The sequence below is a fragment of the Botrimarina mediterranea genome (assembly GCF_007753265.1).
Lineage (GTDB): Bacteria > Planctomycetota > Planctomycetia > Pirellulales > Lacipirellulaceae > Botrimarina > Botrimarina mediterranea.
In genome coordinates this window covers 4,242,168-4,267,579 of the sequence record NZ_CP036349.1, presented here as the reverse complement: position 1 = coordinate 4,267,579, position 25,412 = coordinate 4,242,168, and the positions used below count along the sequence as shown (strand labels likewise).

The following is a 25,412-nucleotide window of genomic DNA, read 5'->3' as shown; positions in this document are numbered from 1 at the left end:
CTGCTACCCGAAGGGGCGATCGAAGGTTCAGACGAAGGCTCGAACCACCGCAACCATACGTCGTCCCCCGCGCTGCGGCAGCCTAGAGGCCGATGTTAGAGACCTCTTCGATCAGCTTCCAACGCGATTCGCCCTTCAGGCGGCTCTCTGGCACGCTGCGGATCTTTTCGAGTCGCGGGCGGATGCCGGTTCGGTTGGCGACCTGGATTGCCAGGCCCGGGCGGGCGTTGGCTTCGAGGACGACAGGTCCCTTTTCGGCGTCGATCACGAAGTCCACTCCGATATAGCCCATCTCCAGGGCGTCGGAGAGTTTCATGGAGGACTCGAGCAGCCGTTTCCAGTCGGGCAGGCCGATGCCGGCGATCGGTTGGTGGGTGTCCGGGTGTTCGTCGTAGACGCGATTGTTGCAGACACCGCCGTAGGTGCGGCCAGTCACGAGGTCGATCGCCGCGGCGATGGCGCCCTGGTGGAGGTTGGCTCGGCCGCCGGAGGCGTGTGTCGGCAGGCGGAGCATCGCCATGACGGGGATGCCACGGTAAAGGATCACACGGCAGTCGGGCGTGCCGCCAACCGAGACGGCGTCGAGGGCGGGATGGGTCACGATCCGCCGCTCGACAATCGCTTTATCCATCTGTCCGCCGAGCGAGTGCAGGCCAGAAATGACGGTCGAGAGGTGGTAGCGGACCTCGCTCCACCGCAGGCCGCGTCCGCTGGGGGTCACGTAAATATCACCGACGTGTTCGGCGATGACCATCACGCCACGGCCCGCGGCGCCGCAAGCCGGTTTGATAACGAAGTCGTTCTGTTCCTGGACCAACGCCGGGAAGTTGCGGACCTGCCCATGCGAGCTGAAAACGCCGTAAGTCTCGGGAACGGGAATCCCGTTCGCCTCGCAGATCGACTTGGTGATCAGCTTGTTGTCGACCCGCGGGTAAAGCCGGCGGGGGTTCGACTCGAGGATGTACGAGAGGTTGCGGCGGTTGATCCCAAGGATCCCGCTCTCTTTCAGCTCGCTCGGCCAGGCAAACCAGCGCGGCATCGCTATCGGCTCGGAGGGGGGAAGGGGATCAAGCGTCCTGGGCCTTCACCAGATCGCGGAAGCGCCAGAGCTCGACGATCCGGTAGCCGGCGTAACGACCGATGGCGATGAACAGGGCGACGGTGATCAGGTGGATCTCGGGGTAGACGAGGATCAGGTCCCCGACTTCCTTCCAGCTGAGGATCGTGAAACACACGGCGCCAACGGCGATTGTGCCCGCGATAAGCTGCAAGGAGTAGCCGATGCCATCTTCTTCGGTGGTTACGTAGAAGCGTTCGATCAGCACCGTCACGATCACCAGCGGCAACAGCACGGCGTTGGCGCTGGGAGTTAGATTGAGGTAGTCGAGCGCCGACACGCCAAAGACCACGCACAGGATGATGACGGTTAGGATGATGCTGAGCCGTGGCACCATCAGCAATTGAAGCCTGCCGACAATTGCGCGGCCGATAAGCCCAGCGGCGAAGACGACCGCTAGGATCATCAGTCCGGACCCCCAGTCGGCATAAATGAAGCTGACGGCGAACAGTGCTGGCGCGAACGTCCCGAAGGTTGGGATGCCGACAATGTTACGGAAAAAAGCGGTGATCAACGCCCCGAACGGCAGCAGGAGAAGCAGCTTCAGGACCTCGTGCATCTCGACTGGCAGGCGAGTGAGATTGAAGACCTGAGAGGGTCGAGGCTTGGCGCGGTTGATGACGGCGTTGGAGGGGCCAAGTCGCACAATCGAATACTTCGTCTCGATCGCTTCGGCCATGGCGGCCCGGGGCGTGCGGACGATCTGTTCGCCATCGCGGCGGGCGGCCACGAACTCGTTTGGCATCCGTCGGGCATGTCCGTAGACCGGGTCGAACGGCAACCAAACGCCTTCACTGAAGACCTCGACCCAGGTGTGAGGGGTTAGCTGGTCCTGCTGGCGCAGCTCAAAGCCAGTAACTAGTCGTGCAGGGAAATCGGCGGCGCGGCAGAGCGTCACCATCAAGCGGGCACGGCCCAGCGGTGTCGCCGTTTGATCGCGAAGGGCGCCGAGGACGGTGTCGTTGGCGTTTGCCGGGGCCGGTTTCAGGTCCCGTGAGCAGTGCTCGAAGATCCATTGAAGAATGGCGCCGCGGGACTCGCCGCTCACTTCCTTCGCCTGATTCAGCAGGGCCTGCACGTCCGAGTTGCGGGTGGGGAAAATCGTCCGGACTTCGGCGGTGTACCGGGCGCGGACATCGCCAGAGAGGCCCGCCAGCGGCGTTTCGCCGAATCCCCCCCGTGGACGGAGTCGTAGGACGAACTCGGAGGTTACTTGATAGTCGCCGAGCTGGTTGGTGGCGACGACCAACTCCCGAGTCCCGCTCGGCACTAAACGACGGGTGTCTTCGGTGAGCTTAGGGTTGGTGGCGTTCTCTTCCTCGATCCGGATGTGGTCGCTGCCCAGGGGCAACGCCAGGCGGACCTCGGTGCGCGAACCGGTCGCCTTGAACTTGACGTCGTACGTCAAGCGCCAACGGCTGTCTTCAAGGGCGGTGCGGTCGGCAATGCGGGCGGAATGCCGCATCGCCACCCACGCCCCGCCGATAACGAGGAGGGAAACCAGCCCGATTTGGCTAAGCGAGCGACTGCTCACGGTCGGAAGGGGGAGTCATAGGGAGTGTGTCGTGTCGCAGAAACATGCCGTTTAGGCAGCCTGCAATCCGTCGCAAGGGAACTAAACTGGCGGTGTTCGCGTAGACTATAGCTCGGAAATAGCCCCCCTGAACTACCGACAGCTTGCTATTCTTCCGTATCGCCCCGATTTTCCAAGCCCACCCTGGGCGCCTGATCCACGTGATCCGAATCCCGATGCTGAGCTACCTAACCTGCCTGAATTGGTCCCGCTGGCTCCTCTGCTTCGCTGTCGTGCCGACTTGCGTGTTCACGTCGAGCATGGCGCCGGCTTGGGCGCAAGAAGCGGTAATAACGGAAGAAGTGGACGAATCCGTGCCACCGGACCCGCCGGCGCCGGAGGACTGTCCGGAGGCGGAGAATAAGGTCGTCCTCGGTCCGGTCGCCAAGTTTACCGAGAAGGAATCGGGATTTAGCTATCGGGCCCGCGTCGATACGGGCGCCAAGACGTGCTCGATCCACGCCACCAAGGTCAAGATCGAAGACGCCAACAAGAAGTCGATGATCAAGAACATCGGCAAAAAGGTCTCCTTCGAACTGGAATCGACCGACGGCAAGAAGAAGCGGGTGACAACCACCATCGCCGACACCGTCCGGGTGAAGACCACCAACTCCGACGCCATCCAGCGTCGCTACAAAGTCTGGTTGACGCTGAGTTACGGGGACGTCGAGCGGCGCGTGCATGTCACGCTCAACGACCGTTCGCATATGAAGTATCCGCTCCTCATCGGGCGCAATCTGCTCTGCGGTACCTTCCTTGTCGACGTCTCCGTTGAACCGGTGGCGGAGCAGATCGCCGATAACGAGGAGGTCGAGATCGAGGACGACGAGGAAGAGGACGAGAGCGAAGGCTGAGATTAAGGCGCGCTCCGGGTTGCTGACGGCAGGGGCTGGAGGTTAATCTCCTCCATCAGTGGTTTTTCTAAACCATTGTTACTTTTCTGTCCCGACACTCCTCTGCCTCTCGGATCGCCGTTCGTGGAAACGCTCGACTGGGCCGTCATTGGCGGCTACTTCGCCATTATCCTGGGACTCGCTTGGTGGGTCATCCGCCAGAAGAACGATACGTCTGAGGATTACTTCCTCGCTGGTCATAGCCTCGGCTGGTTCATCGTCGGGGCGTCGATCTTCGCGTCGAACATCGGCTCGGAGCATCTCGTGGGCCTCGCCGGTTCGGGCGCGACCGACGGCGTCGCGATGGCGCATTACGAGCTGCACGCCTGGTGCCTGCTGGTGCTCGGATGGATCCTGGTTCCGTTCTACGCCCGGAGCCGGGTGTTCACGATGCCGGAGTTCCTCGAGCGACGGTTCTCGCCCGCGGCGCGGTACACGCTGAGCATCATTTCGCTCGTGGCGTACGTCGTCACAAAGATCGCCGTGGGCATCTACGCCGGTGGCATTGTCTTCTCGGTGCTGCTGCCCGAACTCACGATCGGACCACTCAACAGTTTCTGGATCGGCTCGCTGATTGTGCTGGTGCTGACGGGTGTTTACACGACGCTCGGCGGCTTCCGCGCGGTCGCCTATACCGAGACCTTGCAAACGGTCGTGCTGATCGTCGGCTCGGCGTTGGTGACTTACTACGGCCTGCAAGCGATCGGGGGCTGGGAGGGGTTGCGTGACACGATCGGCGACGACAAGTTCAACCTCTGGAAGCCGCTCACCGCGGTAGTAGACGGGAAGGCGTTGCCGTTCGAGTGGGCCCCGGTCGAAGAGACCAACGACGCGGGCCAGCTCACCCGCCAGGCGTGGTACTTCAATGGCAACTACCCGTGGCTTGGCATGCTCTTCTGCGCGCCGATCATCGGCCTCTGGTACTGGTGCACCGACCAGTACATCGTCCAGCGCGCCCTCGGCGCCGAGAACGAGACCGAGGCCCGCCGCGGCAGCATCTTCGCGGCGCTGCTCAAGCTGCTGCCGGTGTTCATCTTCATCGTCCCCGGCATGATCTGCATGGGGCTGGTGATGAAGTCGCAGTCGGGTGAAATCGACAATCTGGACTTCGCGCCAATGATGACCGAGGACGGGTCCGAGATCGAGGACTCCGGCAAGGCGTTCCCGATGATGGTGCAGAACGTCTTGCCGACGGGCATCCGCGGACTGGTCGTTGCGGGTCTGCTGTCGGCGCTGATGAGCTCGCTGGCCGGCGTCTTCAATGCGTGCAGCACGCTGTTCACGATCGACCTCTACCAGAAGTTCGCGCCGCTGGCGTCGGAGAAGCGGCTGGTGCAGGTGGGCCGCATGGCCACGGTGGCGATGGTGCTCATCGGTATGGCGTGGATCCCTGTCATCCAGGGCTCGAAGGGCCTCTACGATTATCTACAGAGTGTGCAGGGTTACCTGGCGCCGCCGATCTTTGTCGTCTTCTTCCTCGGCATCGCCTGGAAGCGGCTCAACGCGGCCGGCTGCATGGCGGCGCTGCTGGTGGGTTTCGCGCTGGGGCTTTTCCGCATGGGCGTCGATACGCCGAGCAAGATCTACCCCGGCTTCGAGTACCCGGCGGGCTCGCTGCTGTGGATCGTGAACAAGATCTATTTCCAGTACTTTAGCCTGATCATCACGCTGGTGAGCGCCGCGGCGATGATCCTCGTCAGCTACCTGACATCGCCGCCCAACGAAGCCCAGATTAGCGGACTCACGTACGGCGCGATCACCGAAGAAGACAAGGCGCGGACGCGCGAAAGTTGGGGCACGATTGACGTGATCACTTCGTGCCTCGTGATGGCGCTGATCCTCGGCGCGTACATCTACTTCAGCGGTTGATCGAAAAGACTTGTAGGAGGCGTCTCCAGACGCCGATTTCGGTATCCACTCCGTAGCCGAATGGTGCGCGTAATCGGGGTCTGGAGACCCCTCCCACAGCCGAACCTTATCGGGGTCTGGAGACCCCGATTACAGCATGCGCGCGCCTCGCTTTACGCCCCGAACTGCCGCAGCACCATGTCGAACACATCGACATCGGCGGTCGGCTGTTCGATGAACGTCCCTTTGCGGCTGGAGAGCAGCACGCCGCGTTGGGCGTCGCTGCGCGGCGGGGCGCCGTGCGAGCCCTTCACCCGCAGCGGATCTAGCGGCACGCCGCCGCCGTGCTGCTGCATCGCGGCCATGTCCCAGAACTGCTCGCACGGGTCGTAGCCCGGCTTCTGGTGGATATCGACTTGCCGGGCGAACCGCGGCGAGAGCGCGTCGTCACGCCACCAGTAGTAAGCCTGCCAACTATGCGGCTCGCTAACCAGCAAGAGGTCGCCCGAACGCTCGTGGCCGACTCCCTGGCGGGCTTGCTCTTCGGCGTCCCAAACCGCGGCGATCCCTTCGAGTTTGCCGAGCGCGTCGGTCGCTTGAGCGATCACCGCCGCGTCGCGGTCGCGGACGAAGACATGCCCCACCTGATGGTCCACCATCACCCATGCGCGGCTCGCCGCGAAGTCGAGCCGTTCGCGACCGTCCTCGTCCTGCCGTACTTCCAGCAGCCCCGCGTCGCGCAAGGCGCGGTTCGGGTAGCTGGCGTGCGAGACCTCGCTGATCGCATACTCCGAAGCCACTAGCCACAGCGGCTCGCCGCTTAGCGCCGTCTGCACGCCATCGACGAGTCGCCCAATCTCACCATCAAGTTCCTCCAAGGCCGCAATCGCCTGCGGCGAATCGGGCCCGAACTTCTGCGCCGCGTAATCGAGGTGCGGCAAGTAGACGTAAACAAAGTTCGGCTGCTCACGCTCCAGCAGCCACAAGAGCGACGACACGATCCAACGGCTCCCCTGGATGTTCGCCATCGGCCCCCAGAAGTGCTGCAGCGGGAAGTGGCCCAGCTCGGGCAGCAGGTCGGCGTACAACGGCTCGGGCCGGGTGTAGCACCACATCGACTCGCTGCCGTCCTCGTTGTGCTTCGGCGCGGGCGTGCAAACGAAGTCCGCCGCACAGCCTTTCACGAGCAGGGGGAACCAAACGGCGCTGGTGAGCGACGTGTCGTGGTCCTTGAGCCGATCCCAGATGCGCGGCCGCTGCACCACGTCGGCCCAAGCGGTCCACATCTCGACGCCGTCGTGCGCGCCACGCCCGTCGCGCCAGTAAAAGCCGTTGGCGACAACGCCATGCTCCGCGGGTGGCTGCCCCGTCGTCATGTTGGCCTGCACCGGCAGCGTCACCGCCGGCACGCTCGCCACGAGCGGCGCCCGATCGCCCGCCGCGGTAAGCGAGCTCAGCCGCGGCATGTGCTCAAGGTCGCGCTCACGCAGACCGGGAACGGACAACAGAAAAACGTGGTCGGCCATGCTCAATGGGATTCAGTTATTCACCACAAAGGAACTAAGGAACGAAGGGAAGGGGTATATAGTTGGTTGGGACGGTCCAACCCACCTTGGTTCCTTCGTTCCTTTGTGGTTAATCAAAAGAGGTAAGGAAGTCGTAAGCCGCGCGGGCGACGCGCGGGGCGTCGTGGCTGTGGCGGCTGAGCTCGACGCATGCCGGGCCCGTGTAGGTGATTCGCTTGAGGGCCGCCATCACTTCGGTGAAGTCGATCTCGCCTTCGCCGAAAGGCAGGTGCTCGTGGACGCCGGCGCGCATGTCTTCAAGGTGGACGTTCGCCAGGTCGGCGGCGTGCCGCTCGATCTCATCGGCGAGCGGCGTCTCGCCGTTGCAGTGCAGGTGCCCGATATCGATCGTCAACCGCAGCGGTTCCATGACCACGCCGCTAGCGGCTAAGCGTTCCTTCAACTCACGGTAATCGGCAAGCGTCGCGACAAACATCCCCGGCTCGGGCTCGAAGGCGACCGGCATCGCGCACCGATGGGCGTGCTCCAGCACCGGCTTCATCCCCGCGACGAGCCGCTCCCAAGCTTCGCCCGCCGGCGCGTCATCACGCAAGACGCCCGACCAGAGCGAGACGCACACGGCGCCGAGTTCCTGTGCGACATCAATCGCTTGCTCATAAAACGCCACCCGCGACGCCCGCTTGTCGGCGTCGGTGGAGACGAGCGTCGGCTCGTGCTTCATCCACGGGTCGAGCAAGTAGCGTCCACCCGTTTCAACGACGATCGTCAGCCCCAGCTTCTTCGCCACTCGCCGCAACCGCCCGGGCTGATCGCCGAGAGCCGCGTCGCGCGGATTGAGCACGCCGTGATCGATCGTCAACGCGACCGCGCGATAGCCGATCGAAGCAAGCACCTCCATCGCGTCCTGCGGCGCGTGGTGGGCGAAGCCGTTGGTGTTGTAGCCGAGGATCAAGAGAGAAGGGACGAGGTGCTAGGGACGGGGGGCTAGGGACGGGGGACTAGGGGCTGGCGAGCCGGGAGCGTTAGCGACCGGAGTGAATCACCAAACGACTTTCTATTGGGTGCATACGTCACGTCTGCGGAATCCACCGCGCAAGCAGCATCGTAACCGGCAGCAGCGCGAGAATCGCCAGCCCCGCGACCGGCCCCGCGTAAAGCGTCGCCAGCGTCGCGTCGATGACAACGAGCCCCTGGATAGCGATGCCAACGCCGCGGCCGATGTTCTTGGGTGTGGGCTGAAGGATGCCGGCGACCATGCCGCGTACAGAAAACAGGCCCGCTACTACCAGCATGAGACGCCAAGACAACGGATTGACGCTAGGTGGGATCCATAGGGTGGTCGCTGCAATAGCAATCGCGGCTAAGCTAATAGAGAGCCCAATTAGAAGAGGAACTCTATTTGCGCCTGCCGTTTCATGGCGAGCAAACAGCGTTAGACCCAGCACATAGCAGCCGATAACAAAAGCGGCGGCATAGGCGTCGGATAGACTCGCAGGTGCTTTGCCTTCAAAGGTTTGCAACGTGAAGACCGCGGCAGATGATCCCAACTGAACATTCAAGAATCGGCAAAATGCCATCAAGAACGGGCCGGCAACGGTTGGTTTGTATCGCGAGTTGTAGGCGATGATTGCTGCGCAGAGCAGAGCTGTGATGAAGAGCAGTTCAAATCCAGCGATTAGAATGCAGAGATAAAATGAGAGCAGTATCGCCAAGGTGAAAAGGCCATAGGCGAGGCTATACGCGGTGTTTCTTGAGACCTGCTCGTTCTCAATTGGGCGGCCGCGATTATCTCGTGCGTCCTCCTCTGCGTCATTCGCATCATTGAGCGCCATGCCGCCGTGGTAGAGGCACAGCGACGCTACCGTCATCAGCGCCAGCGGCCAAGTCGGCTTCAACTCTCCGCTCACCACCGCGTAGCCCATCCACACATCCGCCACGGCCGTCGGCGCGTTCGACAGCCGCAGCAGCTTGGCGTAGGCGGCGATTTTTTTGACCACGGATGTCACGGATAACACGGATGGGGATTGCCTTTATTCTTCATCCGTGAAATCCGTGTGATCCGTGGTTCTCCTCTTCGCGTCATGCACCAGCGGCGCCAAGTACGCGAAAGCCTCCGCCGCTGCGGCGTCGGGCGAGTCACCATACGGATAGAGTTCGACGGTGAGCCAGCCGTCGTAGCCCGTATCGGCGATCGCGTTGATCGTTGCCTTTAGATCGACGGCGCCGTGGCCGGGGATGAGGTGCTTGTGGACGCGGGTCGCGGCGATGTCTTCGAGGTGGTAATGCACCGTGTGCGGCGCCATCCGGGCGACCCAGTCCTGCGGGACTTCGCCGACGCAGTACGCGTGGCCCACATCGAAGTTCAGCCCCACACGCGGCGAGTCGAGCGACTCGACGAACTCCAAGTACTCACCGAATCGTTCGATCGTGAGCTCGGGCTCGGGCTCGATGAGCAGCCCGACGCCGATCGCCTCGGCCATCTCGACGCACGGCAGCAGCTCTTCGCGGAAGAGGCGCAGCGCGTCGGCGCGGGACTGGCCTTCGAACGCCGGGCCGCCGGGCTCGGTCGTGATGTGCGGGGCGCCGAGGTCCAGGGCGAGCCGCAACGAGCGCTTCGTGTGTTCGCGGCGGATCGTGCGGTAGTGCGGGTCGGGGTCGGTCCAGCTCGGGTGCCAGTACGGCTGCCGCGGGTCGGCGACGGCGTTCATCATGAACGCGTTGATGTTCGAGATCGTCAGCCGGTTGTCTTCGAGCGAACGCCGGATCGCGTCCTTCTGCACTTCGAGCAGACCCGCGGGCCAGGCGTGCGGCACGTCGGCGAGCAACTCGACGCCCGCATAGCCCGCCGCCGCGATACGACGCAGCGCCTCGTCGATCGGGAAGGAGAGATAGGCGTTGGCGCTGAAGGCGAGTTTCACGGCGGCTCCTGAGGTGGCAGAGGACGATTGTCGCCAGCAACCCGTGCGCCGGACAGGGCTACCCGCTGTCGGACGCTCAGAGTGGGCGCTCGGCGATGACGACGATCGGTTTGCCGCGGTGGTCGGGGAAGATGAGGAGCGTCGCTGACGCGTCGCCTTGGGGCTTGAGCTCTCGCCGCAGCGCTTCGGGTCGGACATCGACGCCGCGGCATTTGATCTCAAGCGTCCCGACGTTGTGCTCCCGAATCCAATTCGCCAGCCGCTTGCGGCTTAGCGGCGCCACTTCAACAACCCGGAACGAAGCCACCAGCGGATCATCGACCGCTGTGTCGCTGGTGAAGTACGCCACCCGTGTCGCGCAGCGCGACAATGCGTGTCGCGCGGCGAGCGCGCTGTCGAGGCCCGCGGCGAGGATGGCGGGGTCGAAGTCGTGGATGTAGGCGCCGAGTTGGCCTGCTAAGCCGCAGGCGGCGTTGGAATCGCCAAGGAACGTCGCTGCCGTTCCGTCGCTATGAACTTTGGTGGCGCGGCGCTGACCCGGATCGTGGGCGAGGGGGCCGGCCCAGGCGACGAGCTGGCGGCACTCGCCGGCGCGGCTGATCCATTCGAGTTCGCACTCCGCCTGCCAGTCGTCGGGGAGCTGGGCGGCGGGGGCGAGTTTGATCGCGGCGGCGGGGGTCCGTCGGCGCCAAGCGGCGAGCGTCGCTAGCGTCGGTTCGTGGAGGTCGGGCTGCGACGAACGCCGGCCGCCGACGCGGCGGTCGGGGTCGGCGTGCCAGGCGTCGCACTCGGGCAGATTATCGGCGGCGAGGGTGGTTGTGGAGATGGTCGCCTCGACGCCGTAGACCTCCGCGTTACGACCCGCGTAGGCGGCCAGAAGGGGGTCAGAATCGACGCCTTTGGGTCGGCCGGTCAGATTCCCCACTAGGTCGCCACCGAGCCCACAGCATGCGTCTACGAGCGTCTGGTGGGCGCTCAGCCGCTGGGCCTTGTAGCGGGCGATCCACTCGTCGGTCGACTGCTCAAGGGCCTTGCGGGTGAAGAACATCTCGGCTGCGCGGGTGAACTTGTTCGTAGCGCGATGGCGCAGCTCGGCGAGCTCGAAAGCGGCGGCGGCCCGCGGAGCCGCGTCGGGGCCGCCGAGCTGCTTGCGCAGCTTCTCGATCGCCGCGGGGCTGAGCGTCGCGTCGGCGATGTCGGCGAGGACCGTCGCCGCTTCGTCGCCCAGCAACCATTGGGCTGTCGTCGGCGAGGGCAGGGGAGGGGACGCCATCGATTGGGCTGGTTCTCGGGATGGGGCAAAGCTCGCCAGCTAGCGGCGTCCTAGCGGCGCGGGCGCCATTGCAGGGGCGGCGCGACTGCTGGCGCCGATCTTCTCCGATGCGGGCGTTTTGTTCCAACGCCCCGCCGCCCGCGCCGTCGCTGGCCGGTTACTCCTACCGATCCTCCTGTGTGATCCCATGATCGGACGCCCCCTCGTACTCGCTGGCGTGCTCGGCGCCGCCGCCGGCGGACCGTACGTCCTGTCGCAAGCGAACAACGGCGGGCTGCCGAACCCCTGGGCCGCGCCGGCCGCACCGGCCGAGGCCGAAGCGGCGCCCCCGCCTAAGCAAGAGTTCGACCCGCTCGGCGGCGGAGTCGCCCGCCCGCCCGAAACAGGTTTCCGGGGCGGCCCGGGCTCGCACGTCTACGACAGCCCCGCTTCGCTCGTGGGACCCGTCGGCATCCCGCTCGAACAGGCGATGGACTGGGGCGTCGATAAGAACTGGGTCTACCGCAACTGGGCCCGCAAATCGACCGGCCTCTCGGACCCAACGCTGTTTGGCGTCCGTGTGCCGCTGGTGACCGGCGCCGGGATGACCGACATCGCTGGGTCGCTCACCTACTACTTCGACGCGAACGGCGTGTTGCAACGCATGACGCTCCACGGCCGCACGGCCGACACGTCGCGCCTCGTCCACTTGGCGACGAGTCGCTTCGCGATGCAGCCCGCCAGCGGTTCGCCCGGCGATCAGGTCTTCCAAGCCGTCGAGAAGAAACAGCTCCGCGGCATCCTCCGGACCCGGCCCGAGGGGACCCTCTGGGCCACGTCTCCGCACGGCAGCTTCACGGTGGACATGGACGTGACGCGTCCCGGCGGTCCCTACGTCGCCAAGTCGTTCGCGCCGCGGCTTGAGATCCCGTCGGCCGCGCCGCCGCCGGAGCCCCGGCTTGCCGAAGCGAGAGGGAAGAACGACGACGCGTCGCCGGTTCTCCCGTCGCGGAGCGTGGTGCCCGACGCCAAGCCGATCGATCCAAAGGCGTCCGCCGCCCCCGCCGACCCCAACGCGGTGAACGGCCCGCCGACGCCGAAGCTGCCGGAGTTCGGAACCCCCGCCGCGGCGCCGCCGCCGGAAGTGGAGAAGCTGGATGGGTATCGGGATCGGTTTCGCTGGCCGGGTTAACGGCAAGCCGGGAGCGTCAGAGACCGGAGTGAAGCAGGTACCCGCTTCGCTCCGACGACTGGCGTCGCCGGCTCTCCGCGAACGGAGTTTTAGGCGTGTACCCGCCTCGACTCCGGTCGCTGATGCTCACGGCTCGCCGGTTGGTGGTTGGTGGCGTCGCCATGCCGACCGCGTATAACGGGGCGGCATGTCGACGTCGTCACTACGAATCCGCGTTGCCGCCGAGCCCGAGCGCCGTCAGGCGCTGGAGCTCGTGTTGCGGCCGCTTGCGCCGGAGTCGCGGGGGCCGCTGCTCGACGCCGTAGCGGGCGCCGAGCCGCATGCGCTCGGGCCGCTCGACGCGTTGTTGGTGGCGGTCGATGGCGAGCGGATCGTCGCGGCGACTTGGGCGCAGCCCTCGCCGGGCAAGGCGGCCTCGTTGTGGCCGCCGGAGTGGGTCGGCAAACGCCCTCAGGACGCGCAGCTTGCCGAGGCCGCCCTCATCGCCAAGGCCGCCCAGGCGTGCGACGCGGTGGGCGTGGCCATGACGCAGACGTTGTTCGAGCGGTCGGACGACGCCCGCATCGCCGCGCTCGCCGAGGCGGGCTACGACAAGATCGCCACGCTCCAGTACATGGGCCGCTCGATCCGCGGCGCCGATCGAAAGGCGGCTGGCGACGACGCCCTGTCGTTCGAGCCCTACTCCCCCCGTGAACACGGCCGCCTCAAGCGGCTGCTGACCGCGACCTACATCGACAGCCTCGACTGCCCGGGGCTCGAAGTCTATCGCGACCTCGACGACGTGCTCGCCGGCTACCGGGCGACAGGCATCTACGACCCGCGGCACTGGCTCGTGGCCAGTCGCGATGGCGAAGACGTGGGCGTTGTCCTCGTCGCCGAGCACCCCGGGACCGATCAGGCCGAGCTGATCTACATGGGCCTCACGCCCGCGGCGCGCGGCCGTGGCTACGGCAAACGGCTGGTGCAGCAAGCGATCAGCGCCGCCGCGTCGATCGGCGTCGATCAGCTGATGGTCGCCGTCGATGAAGGGAACGCGCCGGCGAAGCGCCTCTACCAGCGGGCCGGCTTTGCAGCGTGGGCAAAGCGTTACGTCTACGTCCGCCCGCGCAGCGGCGCGAAATGATGGGTTCTCATGTCTTTTGAGCCGCGCCCGTCAGGAAGCGGAGTTACGCACCGACTCCGCTTCCTCACGGGCGCGGCTCCAACGGGCGCGTCGATTTGAGCTCGAAGCGGTGACCGCGAACGGGTTATGCACATCCTTCCATCGAACGTCGCGCGGCTGTCGATAACCGTTCGAAGATTGTTTTCTGCTGATTAAGCCGAGGTTAAGAAACGTCGCACGAGAATCTTTTCCCCCGTTGTCGTGGGGGTGTTTGACATTGGTGCTAGCACGCCCATAATCGGCCCCTCGGGTGGTCGGGGTGACCGCGGGCAGGGCCAAGAGCATGGCCTGCCGCGGCGCTTCTCTCTGCGTGGTGATGGGGTCGCCGGCAGCGACGTGATTAGGGGTTGATTCCCTAGTGCGACGCGCTTCAGCCGGCCCGCTACGAAGGCGGGCCAGGCGCCGGGCCTTCACCGCGACGGCCCTCCCTGGAGTGGTGAATCGAGCCGATCGGAGTGCGCCTTGGGCGCCGCGTCGCAACGGCTTTGTAGGACTGGCACGGAAGGCTTCGCATGGAAGGTCGTTGGGTGAGCGAACGGACAGCGCTAGACGCTTTTCGTGACGCGCTGCTGCTGCGGATCGGCGCGACTCGGTATGCGACATGGTTCGGCCCCGTCGGGCTGGGCGCCAAGGACAACCCCTCAGGAGCCGCGTGCATTGTTGTGACTTGCGACCCCGGCGCCGCCGACGCGACCGTTACCGTCGAGACCGGCTCGCCGTTCGAGCAGTCGCTCATCCGCCGGCAGTTCCACGCCGAGGTCGAGGCCGCCGCCAAGGACTCGCTGGGCGAAACGGCCCGGGTGCACTACGCCGTCGCCGCGACCGCTCCGCAGCAGGCGCCGAAGGCGCGAAGCCGTCGGTCCCATGCCCCGGCGCCAACGCTGTCCGCACCTCACGTCGATGTCGCCTCGGCCGCTGAGGTTCGTAAGCCAACCGAGGCCCGGCAGCCGGTCGAGAAGCTGCTGCCCGAAGAGGCGTCACAAGTCGCCGAGGCGCCTCAGCCCGCCGTCCTGGCGGCTCCCATGATCGAAGGCGATGTCGTCGAAGCCGCTGTCGTCGAAGCCGCTCCCACCCCTCCAAGGAAGTCGCGGCCCATCGATCCGCTCGAGGGTTGGGTCGTCGGTGAGGGGAACGCCCCCGCGACGCGACTCTGCCAACGCGTCATCGCCGGCCATGTTGTGGCGTCGCCGGCCCTCCTCTGGGGTCCTTCGGGCGTCGGCAAATCGCATCTGTTGCGGCTGGTGACCGACGGTGTCCGTAAGCGGCAGCGCCGACGGCGGGTGCTGCACGTGACGGCCGACCAGTTCTTGCGGGGCTTTGTCGAAGCGGCGCGCGGCGGCGGCTTCCCCAGCTTCCGCCAGAAGCACCAGGGCGCCGACGTGCTGCTCGTCGATGACGTGCAGCAGCTGATCGGCAAGCCGCGCACGCTCGAAGAGTTCCGCCAGACGCTCGACGCCGCGATCGAGGCGGGCGCCCAGATCATCCTCACCGCCGACCGCGGCCCGGCCGAATTGCGCGACCTCGGCCCGGAGATCGCTTCGCGTCTCGCCGGCGGCTTGGCGGTCGAAGTCGCCACGCCCGACGGCGACATGCGTGAACGGCTGGTGCTCCAAGCCGCAAAACGTGTCGGCCTCGACCTCCCCGCAGCGACCGCCCGGGCCTTGGCCTGCCGGCTCGTGGGCGGCGGTCGCGAAGCCCAAGGCGCCGTGAACCGCATCGCCTTGATCCACGACACGTTCGCGTCGGTGCTCGATGAGGCCCTCGCCCAACGCGTCGCCGACGACACCAACCGCCTGTCGAGCCCGCCGGTGCGGCTGGCGGACATCCAGCGGGCCGTCAGCGAGGTCTGCCACGTCGATCTCAAGACGCTGCGCTCGGACAAGCGGACCAAGGCCGTCACCGAGCCGCGGATGCTCGCCATGTGGCTGTCGCGGAAAATGACCGGCAGCGCCTGGAGCGAGATTGGCGACTACTACCACCGCAAGAGCCACAGCACCGTGATCGCCGCCCACAAGCGGGTCGAGCAACTCTTGTCGGCGAAAGAACCCAAGCGGATCACCGCCGGCGACCTCGGCGAAACGATCCGCAGGATCGAAGCGGCACTGCGGTGTGGGTGAGAAGCAGGGGTCAATCCACAGTCGTCAGGACGCGCTGGGAGTGACCTCGGGGACATAAGCTCCCAATTGAACAGTGGCGAGCCGGCGACGTTAGTCGTCGGTGGAACCTGGGTACCCACTTCACACCGACGACTAACGTCGCCGGCTCGCCATCATTGGTGATGGGCTATGGGTACCCGGCGCGACTTCTGACCCTGAGCTGAGGGTGCCCCAAGAGTGGGGGAATCTGACTCGGCGGTTCCGACTTCGCGAAATCGTTGTGCTGATTTGCGCATTTCGTAGGCTCTTTCACCGTCGTGGGGCGCCTTAGCCCCTTTCAATCGGCTCAACTGCCGACCATCGTAGAGAGACGCCTCCCGGACCTTTGCGGGTCGTGGCGTCTTTTCTTACCGATTTCCTCGTTGTGCGTAGGTCTCCCTCGATGTCACCAAAGCCGCTGCTCGCTTCTCGCCGTGATTTCTTGAAGGTCTCCGCGGCGTCGGCCGCCGTGGCCAGCGTCGCACCGGGGGCGTGGGCCAGCGGCTACCGCAGCGCTAACGAACGGCCCGTCTGTGCGTTCATCGGCACGGGCATCCGATACGGGCAGCTCGTCCACGACTTTCTCAAGTTCGGCCCCGGCGCCGCGCTGTGCGACGTGGACAGCGCCCAGCTCGACGCCGCCGTCCGCCAATTCCACTCGGTCTATGAGGGCCGCGGCGTCGCGGCCCCAACGCCGGACCGCTACGAAGACTACCGCCGCATCCTCGACCGGCCCGACATCGACGCGGTCGTGATCGCGACCCCCGACCACTGGCACGTGAAGATCGCCATCGAGGCGCTGCAAGCCGGCAAGGACGTCTACTCCGAGAAGCCGCTGACGCACAACGTCGGCGAGGGCCAGCTGATGCTCGACGCGCTCGGCCGCTCGAAGGGCGTGATGGCCGTCGGCACGCAGCAGCGTTCGAACTACCAGTTCCAGACCGCCGCGGCGCTGGCGCGCACCGAGCGCGCCGGCAAGGTGCAACGCGTCACGTGCGGCTTGCAAGGCGCGCCGAGCAGCGACTCGCTCCCCAAATGCGCCCCGCCATCGGGCATGAACTGGAACCGCTGGCTCGGCCCGGCGCCGTGGGCCGACTTCCGCTCGGCGTCCGAACTCCCGCAGGGAGGGTACGGCAGCGAGTTCCCTTACAGCCGCGGACACGCCCACTTCCGCTGGTGGTACGAGTACGCCGGGGGCAAGCTCACCGACTGGGGCGCGCACCACGTGGACATCGCCCTCTGGGGCCTCGGCAAGAGCGACGCCTCGATGGGCCGCTTTACGATCGACCCCAAGCGTGTCGATCACCCTGTTGAGTTCAAGGACGGCTATCCCGTTGACGAGACGCGCCTCAACACGGCGACGGGTTTCGATTTGAACGTCAAGTTCGAGGACGGGGTCGAACTCGACATCGTCGACCGCTCCGAGCGGTTGGACTTCGACAACGGCATCATGTTCGAGTGCGAGAAGGGCCGCTTCTTCGTCAACCGCGGCAAGCTCAAGGGCAAGCCCGTCGAGGAACTGGAGGGCGAGCCGCTCCCCGACTCGGCCTTCGGCGATCTCTACAACGGGCTGACGCGGGAGCAGGCCGAGAAGAACGGCCTCGCCGATGGCGTGAACCACGTCCGCAACTTCATCGACTGCGTCAAGAGCCGCCAGACGCCGATCTCCGACGTCGCCTCCCACCACCGGCACCTGACGGTCTGCCACGTGGCGAACATCGCGATGCGGCTGGGCCGCAAGGTGACGTTCGACCCGGCGAGCGAACGGTTCGTCAACGACGAGCAAGCCGACGGCCTCCTGAGCCGCGAACCCCGCAAGGGTTTCGAGTTCGCGACCTGAGTCCATCGAGTAACCCTAGGGCCACCGAGGAAGTCACGGAGAGCGGTCTCTGTGACTCTCTTGGTGATCCATGAGGTTTTAGGGAGCGCAGGGAAGGACGATCTAGCAAGCTCCCCGGGGGGAATTGTCCTCACCGGGAGTAGCGGGGCGCAAGGTGTGGCGGCGCCGATGGAGTTCGAGTTTCGCGGCTCTCCACGAAAGCCCAGTCCTTCTGGGGGCGTCCAATCCGCTACTCTCGGTCGAGATCGCGTCGCTGGCGATCCTGATCCACGGATCCCCCCCGATATCCGGAAATCTGGCCATTCTTCCGGATAATCGCGCGCGTAATGGAGGGGGCTGGTTGTCTTCTATATAGGAGAGTCCGCGGCGCGTCGCCCCTTTCTGGACTCCTGATTCTCGATCAACCCACCTCTTCTCCTTTTGTCAGTGCTCCTGCTGGTCCGATGAGGCCCGAGATCGGCTTCCAGGGTCAGCTAGTGTGCCGTTCACGAACGGTCCGCAGAGAACTCGGGTCGCAGTAAGCATAGGCGGATTCTTCCTCGATGGACCCAATCCAACCATCAACAATGCGTGGAGACGAAGCCGACCGGCTGGACGACGAGCGAACGGACCCGGCGAACGCCGAACGTGACCGGGCGGAGTTGTTTCTGGTGCTGCATGCACAAAACCATTCTCGTATTTCGGCGTTTGTCCACACGCTGGTGCCGTCGTGGCAGGACGCCGAGGAGATCATCCAAGACACGCTCGTCGTCCTGTGGCGGAAGTTCGACGACTTCGATTTGTCGACGAACTTCTTCGCTTGGGCCGCCCGAATCGCGCAGTACGAGGTGCTCAATTACCGCCGCGTCAATCGACGCAAGCGGGTTCTAACCTTCGACGATGACGTGCTCGAATCGCTCGCAGCGACAGCCATCCGGCAGTTGAACGACATCGAGCTCGAGCGAGAAGCCCTGGAGATCTGTTTGCAGAAGCTCGCCCCCGCCGATCGCGAAATCGTCCGGGCGCGGTACCAATCCGGCGGCGACGTGCATCTCGTTGCGGAGCTGTTGCAGCGCACCGCGGGTCACGCGCAAAGAGTCTTGAGGAGCATTCGATCTTCCTTGATTCGCTGTGTGCAGCAGCGGATGGCGGAGATTGGGGCGTAAAGGTGAGAGGCTCTCACGGGGTAATTGGTTTGAATGGCAGATGACGCCAATGAACGATGAATTGGATCAACTGATCGGCGATCTCTTTGACGGAGAGATTGAGGAGACCAAGCGGCAGCGTCTGAATTCGCTGCTGCGCGACGAGCAAGGCCGACGTCGCTACCTTGAGCTGACGAAGATGCACTTCAGCTTGGCCAGCCGGGCTGGCGCATCCAGCCAGACGGACCAAACGGCCCGGGCTTATCGTAAGGTGCATGATCGCATCGCCCCCGTTACGGATTCCGCGTTCGATCGACGGACGGCCCTCGAAGAGACGTCGTCGGCGCCCGGCTTTCGCGCGTGGCGAGGGGCTTCGGTTGCCGCTGCGGCGGTGGTTCTTGTACTAGGCGGCCTGGCTGTCATAGCGCAACGACCCGAGGCGCCCCTCGCAGATCCCGTTGTGATGGCGGCGTCATCGCCATCGGAGGCGCCGGTTACGTCCGAGGATGTCGCCGAGCCGGTGGCGCCAGAGGTCTTTGCGGCGCGCATCGTTTCAATGTCGAGCGACGCCGACTGGGCCCTTGGCTCGGGCGTCGCCGACTTCTTGTTGAGGCTTCAGATTGGCGACGAGTTGCGACTCAAGCGAGGCGTCGCCAAGTTAGAGTTCGCATCGGACGCCATCGCGGTTCTGTTCGGCCCGGCGCGCATGAAGATCACCGGGCGTGGTGAGGTCTTGCTGATTGAGGGACGTCTCACCGGGCGTTCTGAGGAGGGCAACTTCGTCGTCAATACGCCGAACGCGCGCGTCATCGATATCGGCACCGCCTTCGGTGTTGTCGTGGAGGCGGATGAAACGAATGTCGTCGTCTTCGAGGGCGAGGTCGATGTCCAATGCGACCATGAGCAAATGGAAGCCGTGCGGCTCACGACCGGCATGTCGATCCGTGCGGATAAAGCCGGATTCGACTCGCCCCAGCAATCGAGCGATCCCCCGTGGCTGGACCGCGATTTCCGAGGACAGCGGCCGGGCGCCTTGGGGCCAACCGAGTTGAGCCTAGTCGACGTCGTGTGCGGCAGCGCGCCTAACGAGTACCGGTTTGCAGGTTCCATCGATCCCAACACAGGCACGTGGACGAGTCTGCCGTGGTCCGAGCGCAAGGGCGTTCGCGCGGCTCCGGCGACGGGGTTGGTGTCGGCGGTTTCGGGCAATCCCTGGGTGCACAGTGTTTTCGTGCCAGCGCCGGGCGGAGCCGCCATCCCTGTGGACCTCGAAGGCGTTACGGTCGAAGCGCCGGAGTTTAGTGGAGGCTCGTGGGGGCCGATCTGGGCGCGGCGTCCCTTCGACAGCCAGGCCGATCCGTTGATGAGCAGCGTGGAATCGGACTCGGAGGGATTCTGGGGCGCCGGCACTAAGCGGGCGCTGCTTGACCGTTCACGGTGGGTCCGCGACGGGATTGTCGGTCTACACGCCAATGTCGGAATGACCATCGACCTCGACGCGATCCGAAAGCACTTCGGCGTCGCGCCCAAGGCGTTCCGCGGCGTGCTCGCGCACCTAGAGAAGTCTCACGTCTCGCTGCCGTTTCACCCGGAGGCGAAGACCAGTTTTCAGGTCTTTGTCGATGGCGAACTGCGTTACGAACGCCTCGGTTTCTGCCGCGAGAACGGCGACGTGGTGTTTGGCGCTGATCTCAAAGCAGGCGACCGTCATCTCACGCTCTTCGCCACCGATGGCGGCGACGGACCGATCTACGATCGTCTTGTGCTGCTTGACCCTGTCATCCTGCTAGCGGCGCCGATGGCGCAATAGTCTCATTCTGCGATCTTGTTCTGCTGCCTCTTCTATGATCCTCAACAGTCCTGCATCCCGAATCGCGTTGACGCTCGTGCTCTCGCTAGCGGTCGTCTCTTCGACGCGCGGCGCGTCACCGAAGTTGGTGACGCGCTGGGCGGCTGAGGTTTCTGCCGAGACCGCTTGGCCCGAATACCCCCGTCCGCAAATGGTGCGTGACGAATGGCTCAATCTCAACGGCGAATGGGACCTCGCCATCCTCGACGCCGCTGAGCAACAGCCCAGCGAGTACCCCGACAAGATTCTTGCGCCTTACCCGATCGAGAGTCAGCTAAGCGGCGTTGAGAAGCCTTTGCTGCCGGATCAGAAGGCGTGGTACCGCCGCGAGTTCCGCGTCCCCGCTGCCTGGGGCGAGCGCCGCGTGCTGCTGCACTTTGGCGCCGTCGATTGGGGCGCGGCGGTGTGGCTCAATGGCAAGCGGATCGGCGAACACCGCGGCGGCTTCGATCCCTTTAGCTTTGACGTCACCGAAGCCTTGGATGCCAACGCCAACAACGTGTTGGTCGTAGCCGTTGAGGACCCGACCGACTCGGGCAGCCAACCGCAGGGCAAGCAGCACCTTAAGCCTGACGGGATTTGGTACACGGCCGTGAGCGGCATCTGGCAGACGGTATGGCTCGAGCCAACGCCGCAAGCCGCGATCCGCAACCTAAAGACGACCCCACGCCTCAGGGATTCGGTGGTTGATGTTGTCGTTGATGCGGTCGGCGTTGACGACTCGATGGAGATCGAGGTGAGCGCTGTGGTTGACGGGGACGTGGTGGCGTCGGCTAGCGGCCGATCTGGCAGTCTTCTCACGCTGGAGATCCCCGATCCCCATTCCTGGTCGCCAGACGATCCCTTTCTCTACGACCTCGAGGTGCGTCTGGTGAAGAGCGGTGAGATCGTTGATCGGGTGAGCAGTTACTTCGGCTTTCGGTCGATCGAACTAGGACCCGATCGCAACGGCCACGTACGGATGTTGTTCAATGGCGAGCCACTGTTTCAGTATGGTCCTCTCGATCAGGGCTACTGGCCGGACGGCCTTTACACACCGCCCACCGAAGAGGCGATGGTCTTTGACCTCAAGCAGGCGAAGCGACTGGGCTTCAACATGGTGCGTAAACATGTGAAGGTTGAGCAAGCGCGGTGGTACTACTGGTGTGACCGACTGGGCCTGTTGGTGTGGCAAGACATGCCCAACGGGGGAGAGCACGCCCCGTGGCCAGCGGACGGCGTGGAGACCACGCGAACTGCGGAATCAGCTCAGCAGTATCGAGTTGAACTCAAGGCGATGGTCGATGCGCTCTATAACTTTCCTTGCATCGTCACCTGGGTTCCTTTCAACGAGGGTTGGGGCCAGTTCGACACGGTCGAGGTTTCCGATTGGTTAAAGGCGTACGATCCTAGCCGCCTCGTCATCGCCGCGAGCGGCGGCAACGATTTCGGCGCGGGGCATATCGATGACGATCACTTTTATCCGGGGCCCGGTTCGCCCCCCGCTGAGCCGGACCGCGCCGCGGTGGTCGGCGAGTTTGGCGGCCTTGGCCTGCCGATGGAGGGGCATACGTGGCGGGACAAGGAAAACTGGGGTTACCTTAGTTTCCAGAAGCCCGATCAGCTCACCAACGAGTACGGCGACTTGATTGCGCGGCTGCGGCCATTGGTCGAATCCCACCTCAGCGCGGCGGTGTACACGCAGCTGACGGACGTCGAGGTCGAGGTCAACGGGTTGATCACGTACGACCGTGAGGTCGTTAAGCCAGACGTTATGGAAGTGCGTCGCGCGAACTTGGCGCTGCATTCCGCTATCCCAACGCAGCCGCCAGCGGTTCGCGCTGCGGCTTCGGCGCTGGCGTGGTGGAGGTTCGAAGCGGGAGAGCCTGATCAGCAAGTGGCGAACGTTAGCAGTCGGATGGGCGCTATTGCTGCCCACGACTTCTCGGGGCGCAACAATCACCTGTATGCGTTCTTCGAAGCTTCGGCGCCAGCGATCACGACCACCCACCCGAGTCGGCCTCTATCGATCCCAGGCGTTGTGAATCGTCAATCGCTCGACGATCGTTTGGCGCCCGAGGCGCCGGCTCCGAGTCGGGACTTGTATACGAATCCGGAGCAGTCGTTGACGCACATGGATTTGCTAGACCGCTACCCGCTCCGCGACTTCACGATCGAGGCCAGCTTCTGCCCGGAGAGCATTGACCGGGAACAGATTGTCCTGGCCAAGGAAGAGGATGTCGGTGGGACAATCACGCCGCAGCTACAGCTCGGTCTCCTCGGTAACCCGCCGGCGATCGTTTTCGAACTGCTCAGTCCGTCTGGCGAACAGGTGCGACTCACGAGCGACATCGACGTCGTGGAGGGTGAGTGGCGACATGTCGCCGTGACTTGCGAGAAAGGCGAGCTCTCCCTCCAAGTGGCTGACGAGCACGGCAGGTCTAGCGATCCGGTCAAGGTATCGATCGATACGTCTCCGCTTTGGCGGCGTGGCACCTGGGTGGTCGGGCGTGGCTCGGTTGAAGGTCGGATGGGGCGCGACTACGCCGGGCTCATCGACGAGGTGCGTGTATCCGCCAAAAAGCTCGAAAACGCCGAGCTGCTTTTCGGCAGTCCGCAAGCGACCGCACGGAATCGCGATAACAATCAATAGAAATAAGTACTAGGCGGCTTCTCAAAACACTCCTCCTACAGGAACTCCACCATGCGAAACCATCGATCCAGGCAAATGATCATCAATCGATATCGAGCCGCGCGGCTGCCCTTAGTGCTCGTTGCGCCTTTCCTGGCGATCCCGCCGGCCGAGAGTCAAGCGGCGACGGCCGCCTACTGGCGACACGAAGAAGGGCCGGCCGGATCGATCGTGCCCGATGGCTCGAATACCGTGCTGGATTCGTCGGGCGCCGGCAACCACATGCAGACGTTTAGCTCGGCGAACGCTCCGTTCACTGCCGCGACCTACTCGTCGAACGTATCACCGCTAGCACTGCGGAGCGGCCTGCCGAACGACCTGTCGCTGGACTTCGGCGCCAACCCCGTCGGGACCGAGGACGGTGGCGGCCGCAACGACGACAACTACACCGCCGGCAAGCCGATTCAGACCCAGTTGTTCACCGCGATGACGGTCGAGTTGGCTTTCAACATGAATGAGATTGGCGGCTTTCAAACGCTGTTCGGCCACGATGGCAAGCCTCTTGGCGACGCCGAAGGCGAGATCGATTCGCCGGTCGCGCCGTTGCAAATCAAGGTGCGCGGCGACGACTTCCCGAATGCAATCCCCAACCAACTGTTCATCGAATGGATCGACGGCGACGGCGATATCCATTCGCTTGCCTCGGGTGAGTCGGCGGTCGCGGGCCAGTGGGTCCATCTAGCGTTCACGCTCACCGACAGCGCGGCCGAACTTTGGGTGGCCGGCGAGACGGGCGACTACTTGCTGAAGGACGCTATCTCCGGTGAAGACTTCGCCGGCGCCCTCGGCCCCGGAGAGGTCACGATCTTTGAGCCGGCCGGCTTCTCGATCGGTCGTGGCATGTTCAACAACGGAGTTACGGACTGGTCCGACGCCCTCATCGACGAGGTGCGCATCAGCGATGTCGCCCTCACTCCTGACGAGTTCCTCTTCATCACGGCGCCGGGCATCGATGGCGACTACAACGGCGACGGCTCGGTCAACGCCGCGGACTACACCGTCTGGCGTGACACACTGGACTCAACGACCGAACTTGCTGCCGATGGCAACAACAACAGCGTAATCGATTCGGGTGACTACACCGTCTGGTCGAACAACTACGGGGCGTCGTCCGGGTCGGCGGTCGCTGTCCCCGAGCCGACGGGCGTCGCCTTGTTCACGGGTTTACTGCTGGCGACCTCCGTTCTGCATCGCCGGAAATAAAGCTGCTTCTTTTCGGGTCGTGGCCCAGGCCATTTCGGCTGGGCCATGCCCCCTCTCTTCCTCTCCCTGTGAGACAAGGCTCATGAGTAACACCACGATGATGATGTCTCCCCGCCGCATGGCGTGGACTGCCCTCCCCGCTTTGCTGGCGGTCATAGGGCTGGCCCAGGCAAGCCAAGCAGCCACCTCCGCCTATTGGCGGCACGAAGAAGGGAGCGACGGCGCGTTGATCGCTGCCGGTCCCGGTTCGGTGCTCGATTCCTCGGGCAACAGCAACCACATGCAAACTTTCGATCCCACTTTCACTTCGGCGTCTTACTCGACGAACGTGTCGCCCGTCCCGCTCCGGAGCGGGCTGCCGAATACGTTGTCGCTCGACTTCGGCCCCGGCGGCGACGACGCCGGACTGAACGACGACAACTACTCGGGCGGTGCCGCGATCAATTCGCAGTTGTTTAGCTCGATGACGATGGAACTCGCCTTCAACATGAATGCGATCGGCGGCTTCCAGGCGGTTTTTGGGAAGGACGGCAAACCGACGTCGAGCGTCGTGCCGCCTCTCAAGGTCTTGGTGCGGGGCGACGACTTCCCGAACGCCGTTCCCAACCAGTTGTTCATCGAATGGATCGACGGTGACGGCGACGTCCACTTTCTCGCTGGTGGATCGACCATCACTGCCGGGGAGTGGAACCACTTGGCGTTCGTGTTGACCGATGCCTCAGCGAGTCTCTATGTCGCTGGCGAAGACACGCCGTACGAGTTGGTCAGCTCGATCGCGGGTGAGGATTTTGCCGGCACCTCCGGCGAGGTGCTGTTCGCCAGCGACGCGAACTATTCGATCGGCCGAGGCGCCTTCAACGGGGGCGTCGCGGACTGGGCCGACGCGGTGATCGATGAGGTGCGGATCAGCGACACCGCTTTGGATACGTCGGAGTTCCTCTTTGCCGCCGTGCCTGAGCCGAGCTCGCTGCTTCTGGTCGCCCTGGGCGCCGCTGCGCTTGGGGCGCGGAGCGTGCGTAACCATTCCTAGTAGATAATGGCTCGGCGGGGTCGTTGGGGTGGCGGCCCCGCCGAGCAACCTTATTCAACGATTGTTGCTTCTCCAAGGA

18 protein-coding genes are annotated in these 25,412 nt (G+C 64.5%); 11 read left to right on the top strand and 7 right to left on the bottom strand.

What is annotated here, in order from left to right:
* Positions 1 to 82: 82 nt before the first annotated feature.
* Together Spa11_RS16405 and Spa11_RS16400 are read right to left on the bottom strand one after the other, a co-directional pair.
* Entirely contained in the window at positions 83 to 1,039 is a 957-nt protein-coding gene (locus Spa11_RS16405) for an alpha-L-glutamate ligase-like protein (RefSeq protein WP_145114206.1), read from the bottom strand.
* 28 nt (positions 1,040 to 1,067) lie between these two features.
* Positions 1,068 to 2,651: a 7TM domain-containing protein gene (locus Spa11_RS16400; protein ID WP_145114204.1), complete on the bottom strand. Its 1,584-nt coding sequence runs from the start codon at positions 2,649 to 2,651 to the stop codon at positions 1,068 to 1,070.
* A gap of 215 nt (positions 2,652 to 2,866) precedes the next feature.
* Here Spa11_RS16400 and Spa11_RS16395 point away from each other — a divergent pair, with 215 nt between their 5' ends.
* Positions 2,867 to 3,544 carry an ATP-dependent zinc protease family protein gene (locus tag Spa11_RS16395; protein WP_145114202.1) on the top strand — a complete coding sequence of 226 codons (678 nt, stop codon included), beginning with the start codon at positions 2,867 to 2,869 and terminating at the stop codon, positions 3,542 to 3,544.
* Positions 3,545 to 3,667: 123 nt separating this feature from the next.
* Positions 3,668 to 5,452: a sodium:solute symporter gene (locus Spa11_RS16390; protein ID WP_145114200.1), complete on the top strand. Its 1,785-nt coding sequence runs from the start codon at positions 3,668 to 3,670 to the stop codon at positions 5,450 to 5,452.
* A 152-nt stretch (positions 5,453 to 5,604) separates the two neighbouring features.
* Here the strand turns inward: Spa11_RS16390 and Spa11_RS16385 are convergent, their stop codons facing one another.
* The 5 genes from Spa11_RS16385 to Spa11_RS16365 all read right to left on the bottom strand — a co-directional run bounded on the left by Spa11_RS16385 (position 5,605) and on the right by Spa11_RS16365 (position 11,148).
* Entirely contained in the window at positions 5,605 to 6,957 is a 1,353-nt protein-coding gene (locus Spa11_RS16385) for an alkaline phosphatase family protein (RefSeq protein WP_145114199.1), read from the bottom strand.
* 109 nt (positions 6,958 to 7,066) lie between these two features.
* A complete protein-coding gene (locus Spa11_RS16380; protein ID WP_231932987.1) occupies positions 7,067 to 7,909 on the bottom strand; it encodes a sugar phosphate isomerase/epimerase family protein in 843 nt (280 codons plus the stop codon).
* Positions 7,910 to 8,027: 118 nt separating this feature from the next.
* Positions 8,028 to 8,963, bottom strand: a complete 936-nt coding sequence (locus tag Spa11_RS16375; protein WP_145114196.1) for a UbiA family prenyltransferase — start codon at positions 8,961 to 8,963, stop codon at positions 8,028 to 8,030.
* A gap of 24 nt (positions 8,964 to 8,987) precedes the next feature.
* Complete coding sequence (locus Spa11_RS16370; RefSeq protein ID WP_145114195.1) at positions 8,988 to 9,875, bottom strand: sugar phosphate isomerase/epimerase family protein; 888 nt, start codon at positions 9,873 to 9,875, stop codon at positions 8,988 to 8,990.
* A gap of 76 nt (positions 9,876 to 9,951) precedes the next feature.
* Positions 9,952 to 11,148 carry a THUMP-like domain-containing protein gene (locus Spa11_RS16365; protein WP_145114193.1) on the bottom strand — a complete coding sequence of 399 codons (1,197 nt, stop codon included), beginning with the start codon at positions 11,146 to 11,148 and terminating at the stop codon, positions 9,952 to 9,954.
* A gap of 187 nt (positions 11,149 to 11,335) precedes the next feature.
* Here Spa11_RS16365 and Spa11_RS16360 point away from each other — a divergent pair, with 187 nt between their 5' ends.
* From Spa11_RS16360 to Spa11_RS16320, 9 genes are all read left to right on the top strand, one after another.
* Positions 11,336 to 12,319: a DUF6690 family protein gene (locus tag Spa11_RS16360; protein ID WP_145114191.1), complete on the top strand. Its 984-nt coding sequence runs from the start codon at positions 11,336 to 11,338 to the stop codon at positions 12,317 to 12,319.
* 187 nt (positions 12,320 to 12,506) lie between these two features.
* Positions 12,507 to 13,442, top strand: a complete 936-nt coding sequence (locus Spa11_RS16355) for a GNAT family N-acetyltransferase (protein WP_145114189.1) — start codon at positions 12,507 to 12,509, stop codon at positions 13,440 to 13,442.
* A gap of 551 nt (positions 13,443 to 13,993) precedes the next feature.
* On the top strand, positions 13,994 to 15,598 hold the full coding sequence (locus tag Spa11_RS16350; RefSeq protein ID WP_145114187.1) for a DnaA/Hda family protein: 1,605 nt from the start codon (positions 13,994 to 13,996) through the stop codon (positions 15,596 to 15,598).
* Between the two features lie 421 nt (positions 15,599 to 16,019).
* Positions 16,020 to 17,456 (top strand): Gfo/Idh/MocA family protein, encoded by a 1,437-nt coding sequence (locus Spa11_RS16345; protein ID WP_145114185.1) that lies wholly within the window; start codon positions 16,020 to 16,022, stop codon positions 17,454 to 17,456.
* A 566-nt stretch (positions 17,457 to 18,022) separates the two neighbouring features.
* Positions 18,023 to 18,601, top strand: a complete 579-nt coding sequence (locus tag Spa11_RS16340; protein ID WP_197529455.1) for a sigma-70 family RNA polymerase sigma factor — start codon at positions 18,023 to 18,025, stop codon at positions 18,599 to 18,601.
* A gap of 49 nt (positions 18,602 to 18,650) precedes the next feature.
* Positions 18,651 to 20,390, top strand: coding sequence for a FecR family protein (locus Spa11_RS16335; RefSeq protein WP_197529454.1), 1,740 nt, complete (start codon positions 18,651 to 18,653; stop codon positions 20,388 to 20,390).
* A 34-nt stretch (positions 20,391 to 20,424) separates the two neighbouring features.
* Positions 20,425 to 23,061: a sugar-binding domain-containing protein gene (locus tag Spa11_RS16330; protein WP_145114178.1), complete on the top strand. Its 2,637-nt coding sequence runs from the start codon at positions 20,425 to 20,427 to the stop codon at positions 23,059 to 23,061.
* Positions 23,062 to 23,112: 51 nt separating this feature from the next.
* On the top strand, positions 23,113 to 24,303 hold the full coding sequence (locus Spa11_RS16325; protein ID WP_145114176.1) for a LamG-like jellyroll fold domain-containing protein: 1,191 nt from the start codon (positions 23,113 to 23,115) through the stop codon (positions 24,301 to 24,303).
* A gap of 82 nt (positions 24,304 to 24,385) precedes the next feature.
* Positions 24,386 to 25,333: a LamG domain-containing protein gene (locus Spa11_RS16320; protein WP_145117038.1), complete on the top strand. Its 948-nt coding sequence runs from the start codon at positions 24,386 to 24,388 to the stop codon at positions 25,331 to 25,333.
* The last annotated feature ends 79 nt before the right edge of the window (positions 25,334 to 25,412 follow it).

What these genes read in the sequence shown, in the direction of transcription:
- Spa11_RS16365 (WP_145114193.1), bottom strand. Translation starts at nt 11,148, where the DNA reads ATGGCGTCCCCTCCCCTGCCCTCGCCGACGACAGCCCAATGGTTGCTG.
- Spa11_RS16325 (WP_145114176.1), top strand. Translation starts at nt 23,113, where the DNA reads ATGCGAAACCATCGATCCAGGCAAATGATCATCAATCGATATCGAGCC.
- Spa11_RS16340 (WP_197529455.1), top strand. Translation starts at nt 18,023, where the DNA reads ATGCGTGGAGACGAAGCCGACCGGCTGGACGACGAGCGAACGGACCCG.
- Spa11_RS16385 (WP_145114199.1), bottom strand. Translation starts at nt 6,957, where the DNA reads ATGGCCGACCACGTTTTTCTGTTGTCCGTTCCCGGTCTGCGTGAGCGC.
- Spa11_RS16345 (WP_145114185.1), top strand. Translation starts at nt 16,020, where the DNA reads ATGTCACCAAAGCCGCTGCTCGCTTCTCGCCGTGATTTCTTGAAGGTC.
- Spa11_RS16355 (WP_145114189.1), top strand. Translation starts at nt 12,507, where the DNA reads ATGTCGACGTCGTCACTACGAATCCGCGTTGCCGCCGAGCCCGAGCGC.
- Spa11_RS16350 (WP_145114187.1), top strand. Translation starts at nt 13,994, where the DNA reads ATGGAAGGTCGTTGGGTGAGCGAACGGACAGCGCTAGACGCTTTTCGT.
- Spa11_RS16335 (WP_197529454.1), top strand. Translation starts at nt 18,651, where the DNA reads ATGAACGATGAATTGGATCAACTGATCGGCGATCTCTTTGACGGAGAG.
- Spa11_RS16320 (WP_145117038.1), top strand. Translation starts at nt 24,386, where the DNA reads ATGAGTAACACCACGATGATGATGTCTCCCCGCCGCATGGCGTGGACT.
- Spa11_RS16395 (WP_145114202.1), top strand. Translation starts at nt 2,867, where the DNA reads ATGCTGAGCTACCTAACCTGCCTGAATTGGTCCCGCTGGCTCCTCTGC.
- Spa11_RS16360 (WP_145114191.1), top strand. Translation starts at nt 11,336, where the DNA reads ATGATCGGACGCCCCCTCGTACTCGCTGGCGTGCTCGGCGCCGCCGCC.
- Spa11_RS16330 (WP_145114178.1), top strand. Translation starts at nt 20,425, where the DNA reads ATGATCCTCAACAGTCCTGCATCCCGAATCGCGTTGACGCTCGTGCTC.
- Spa11_RS16405 (WP_145114206.1), bottom strand. Translation starts at nt 1,039, where the DNA reads ATGCCGCGCTGGTTTGCCTGGCCGAGCGAGCTGAAAGAGAGCGGGATC.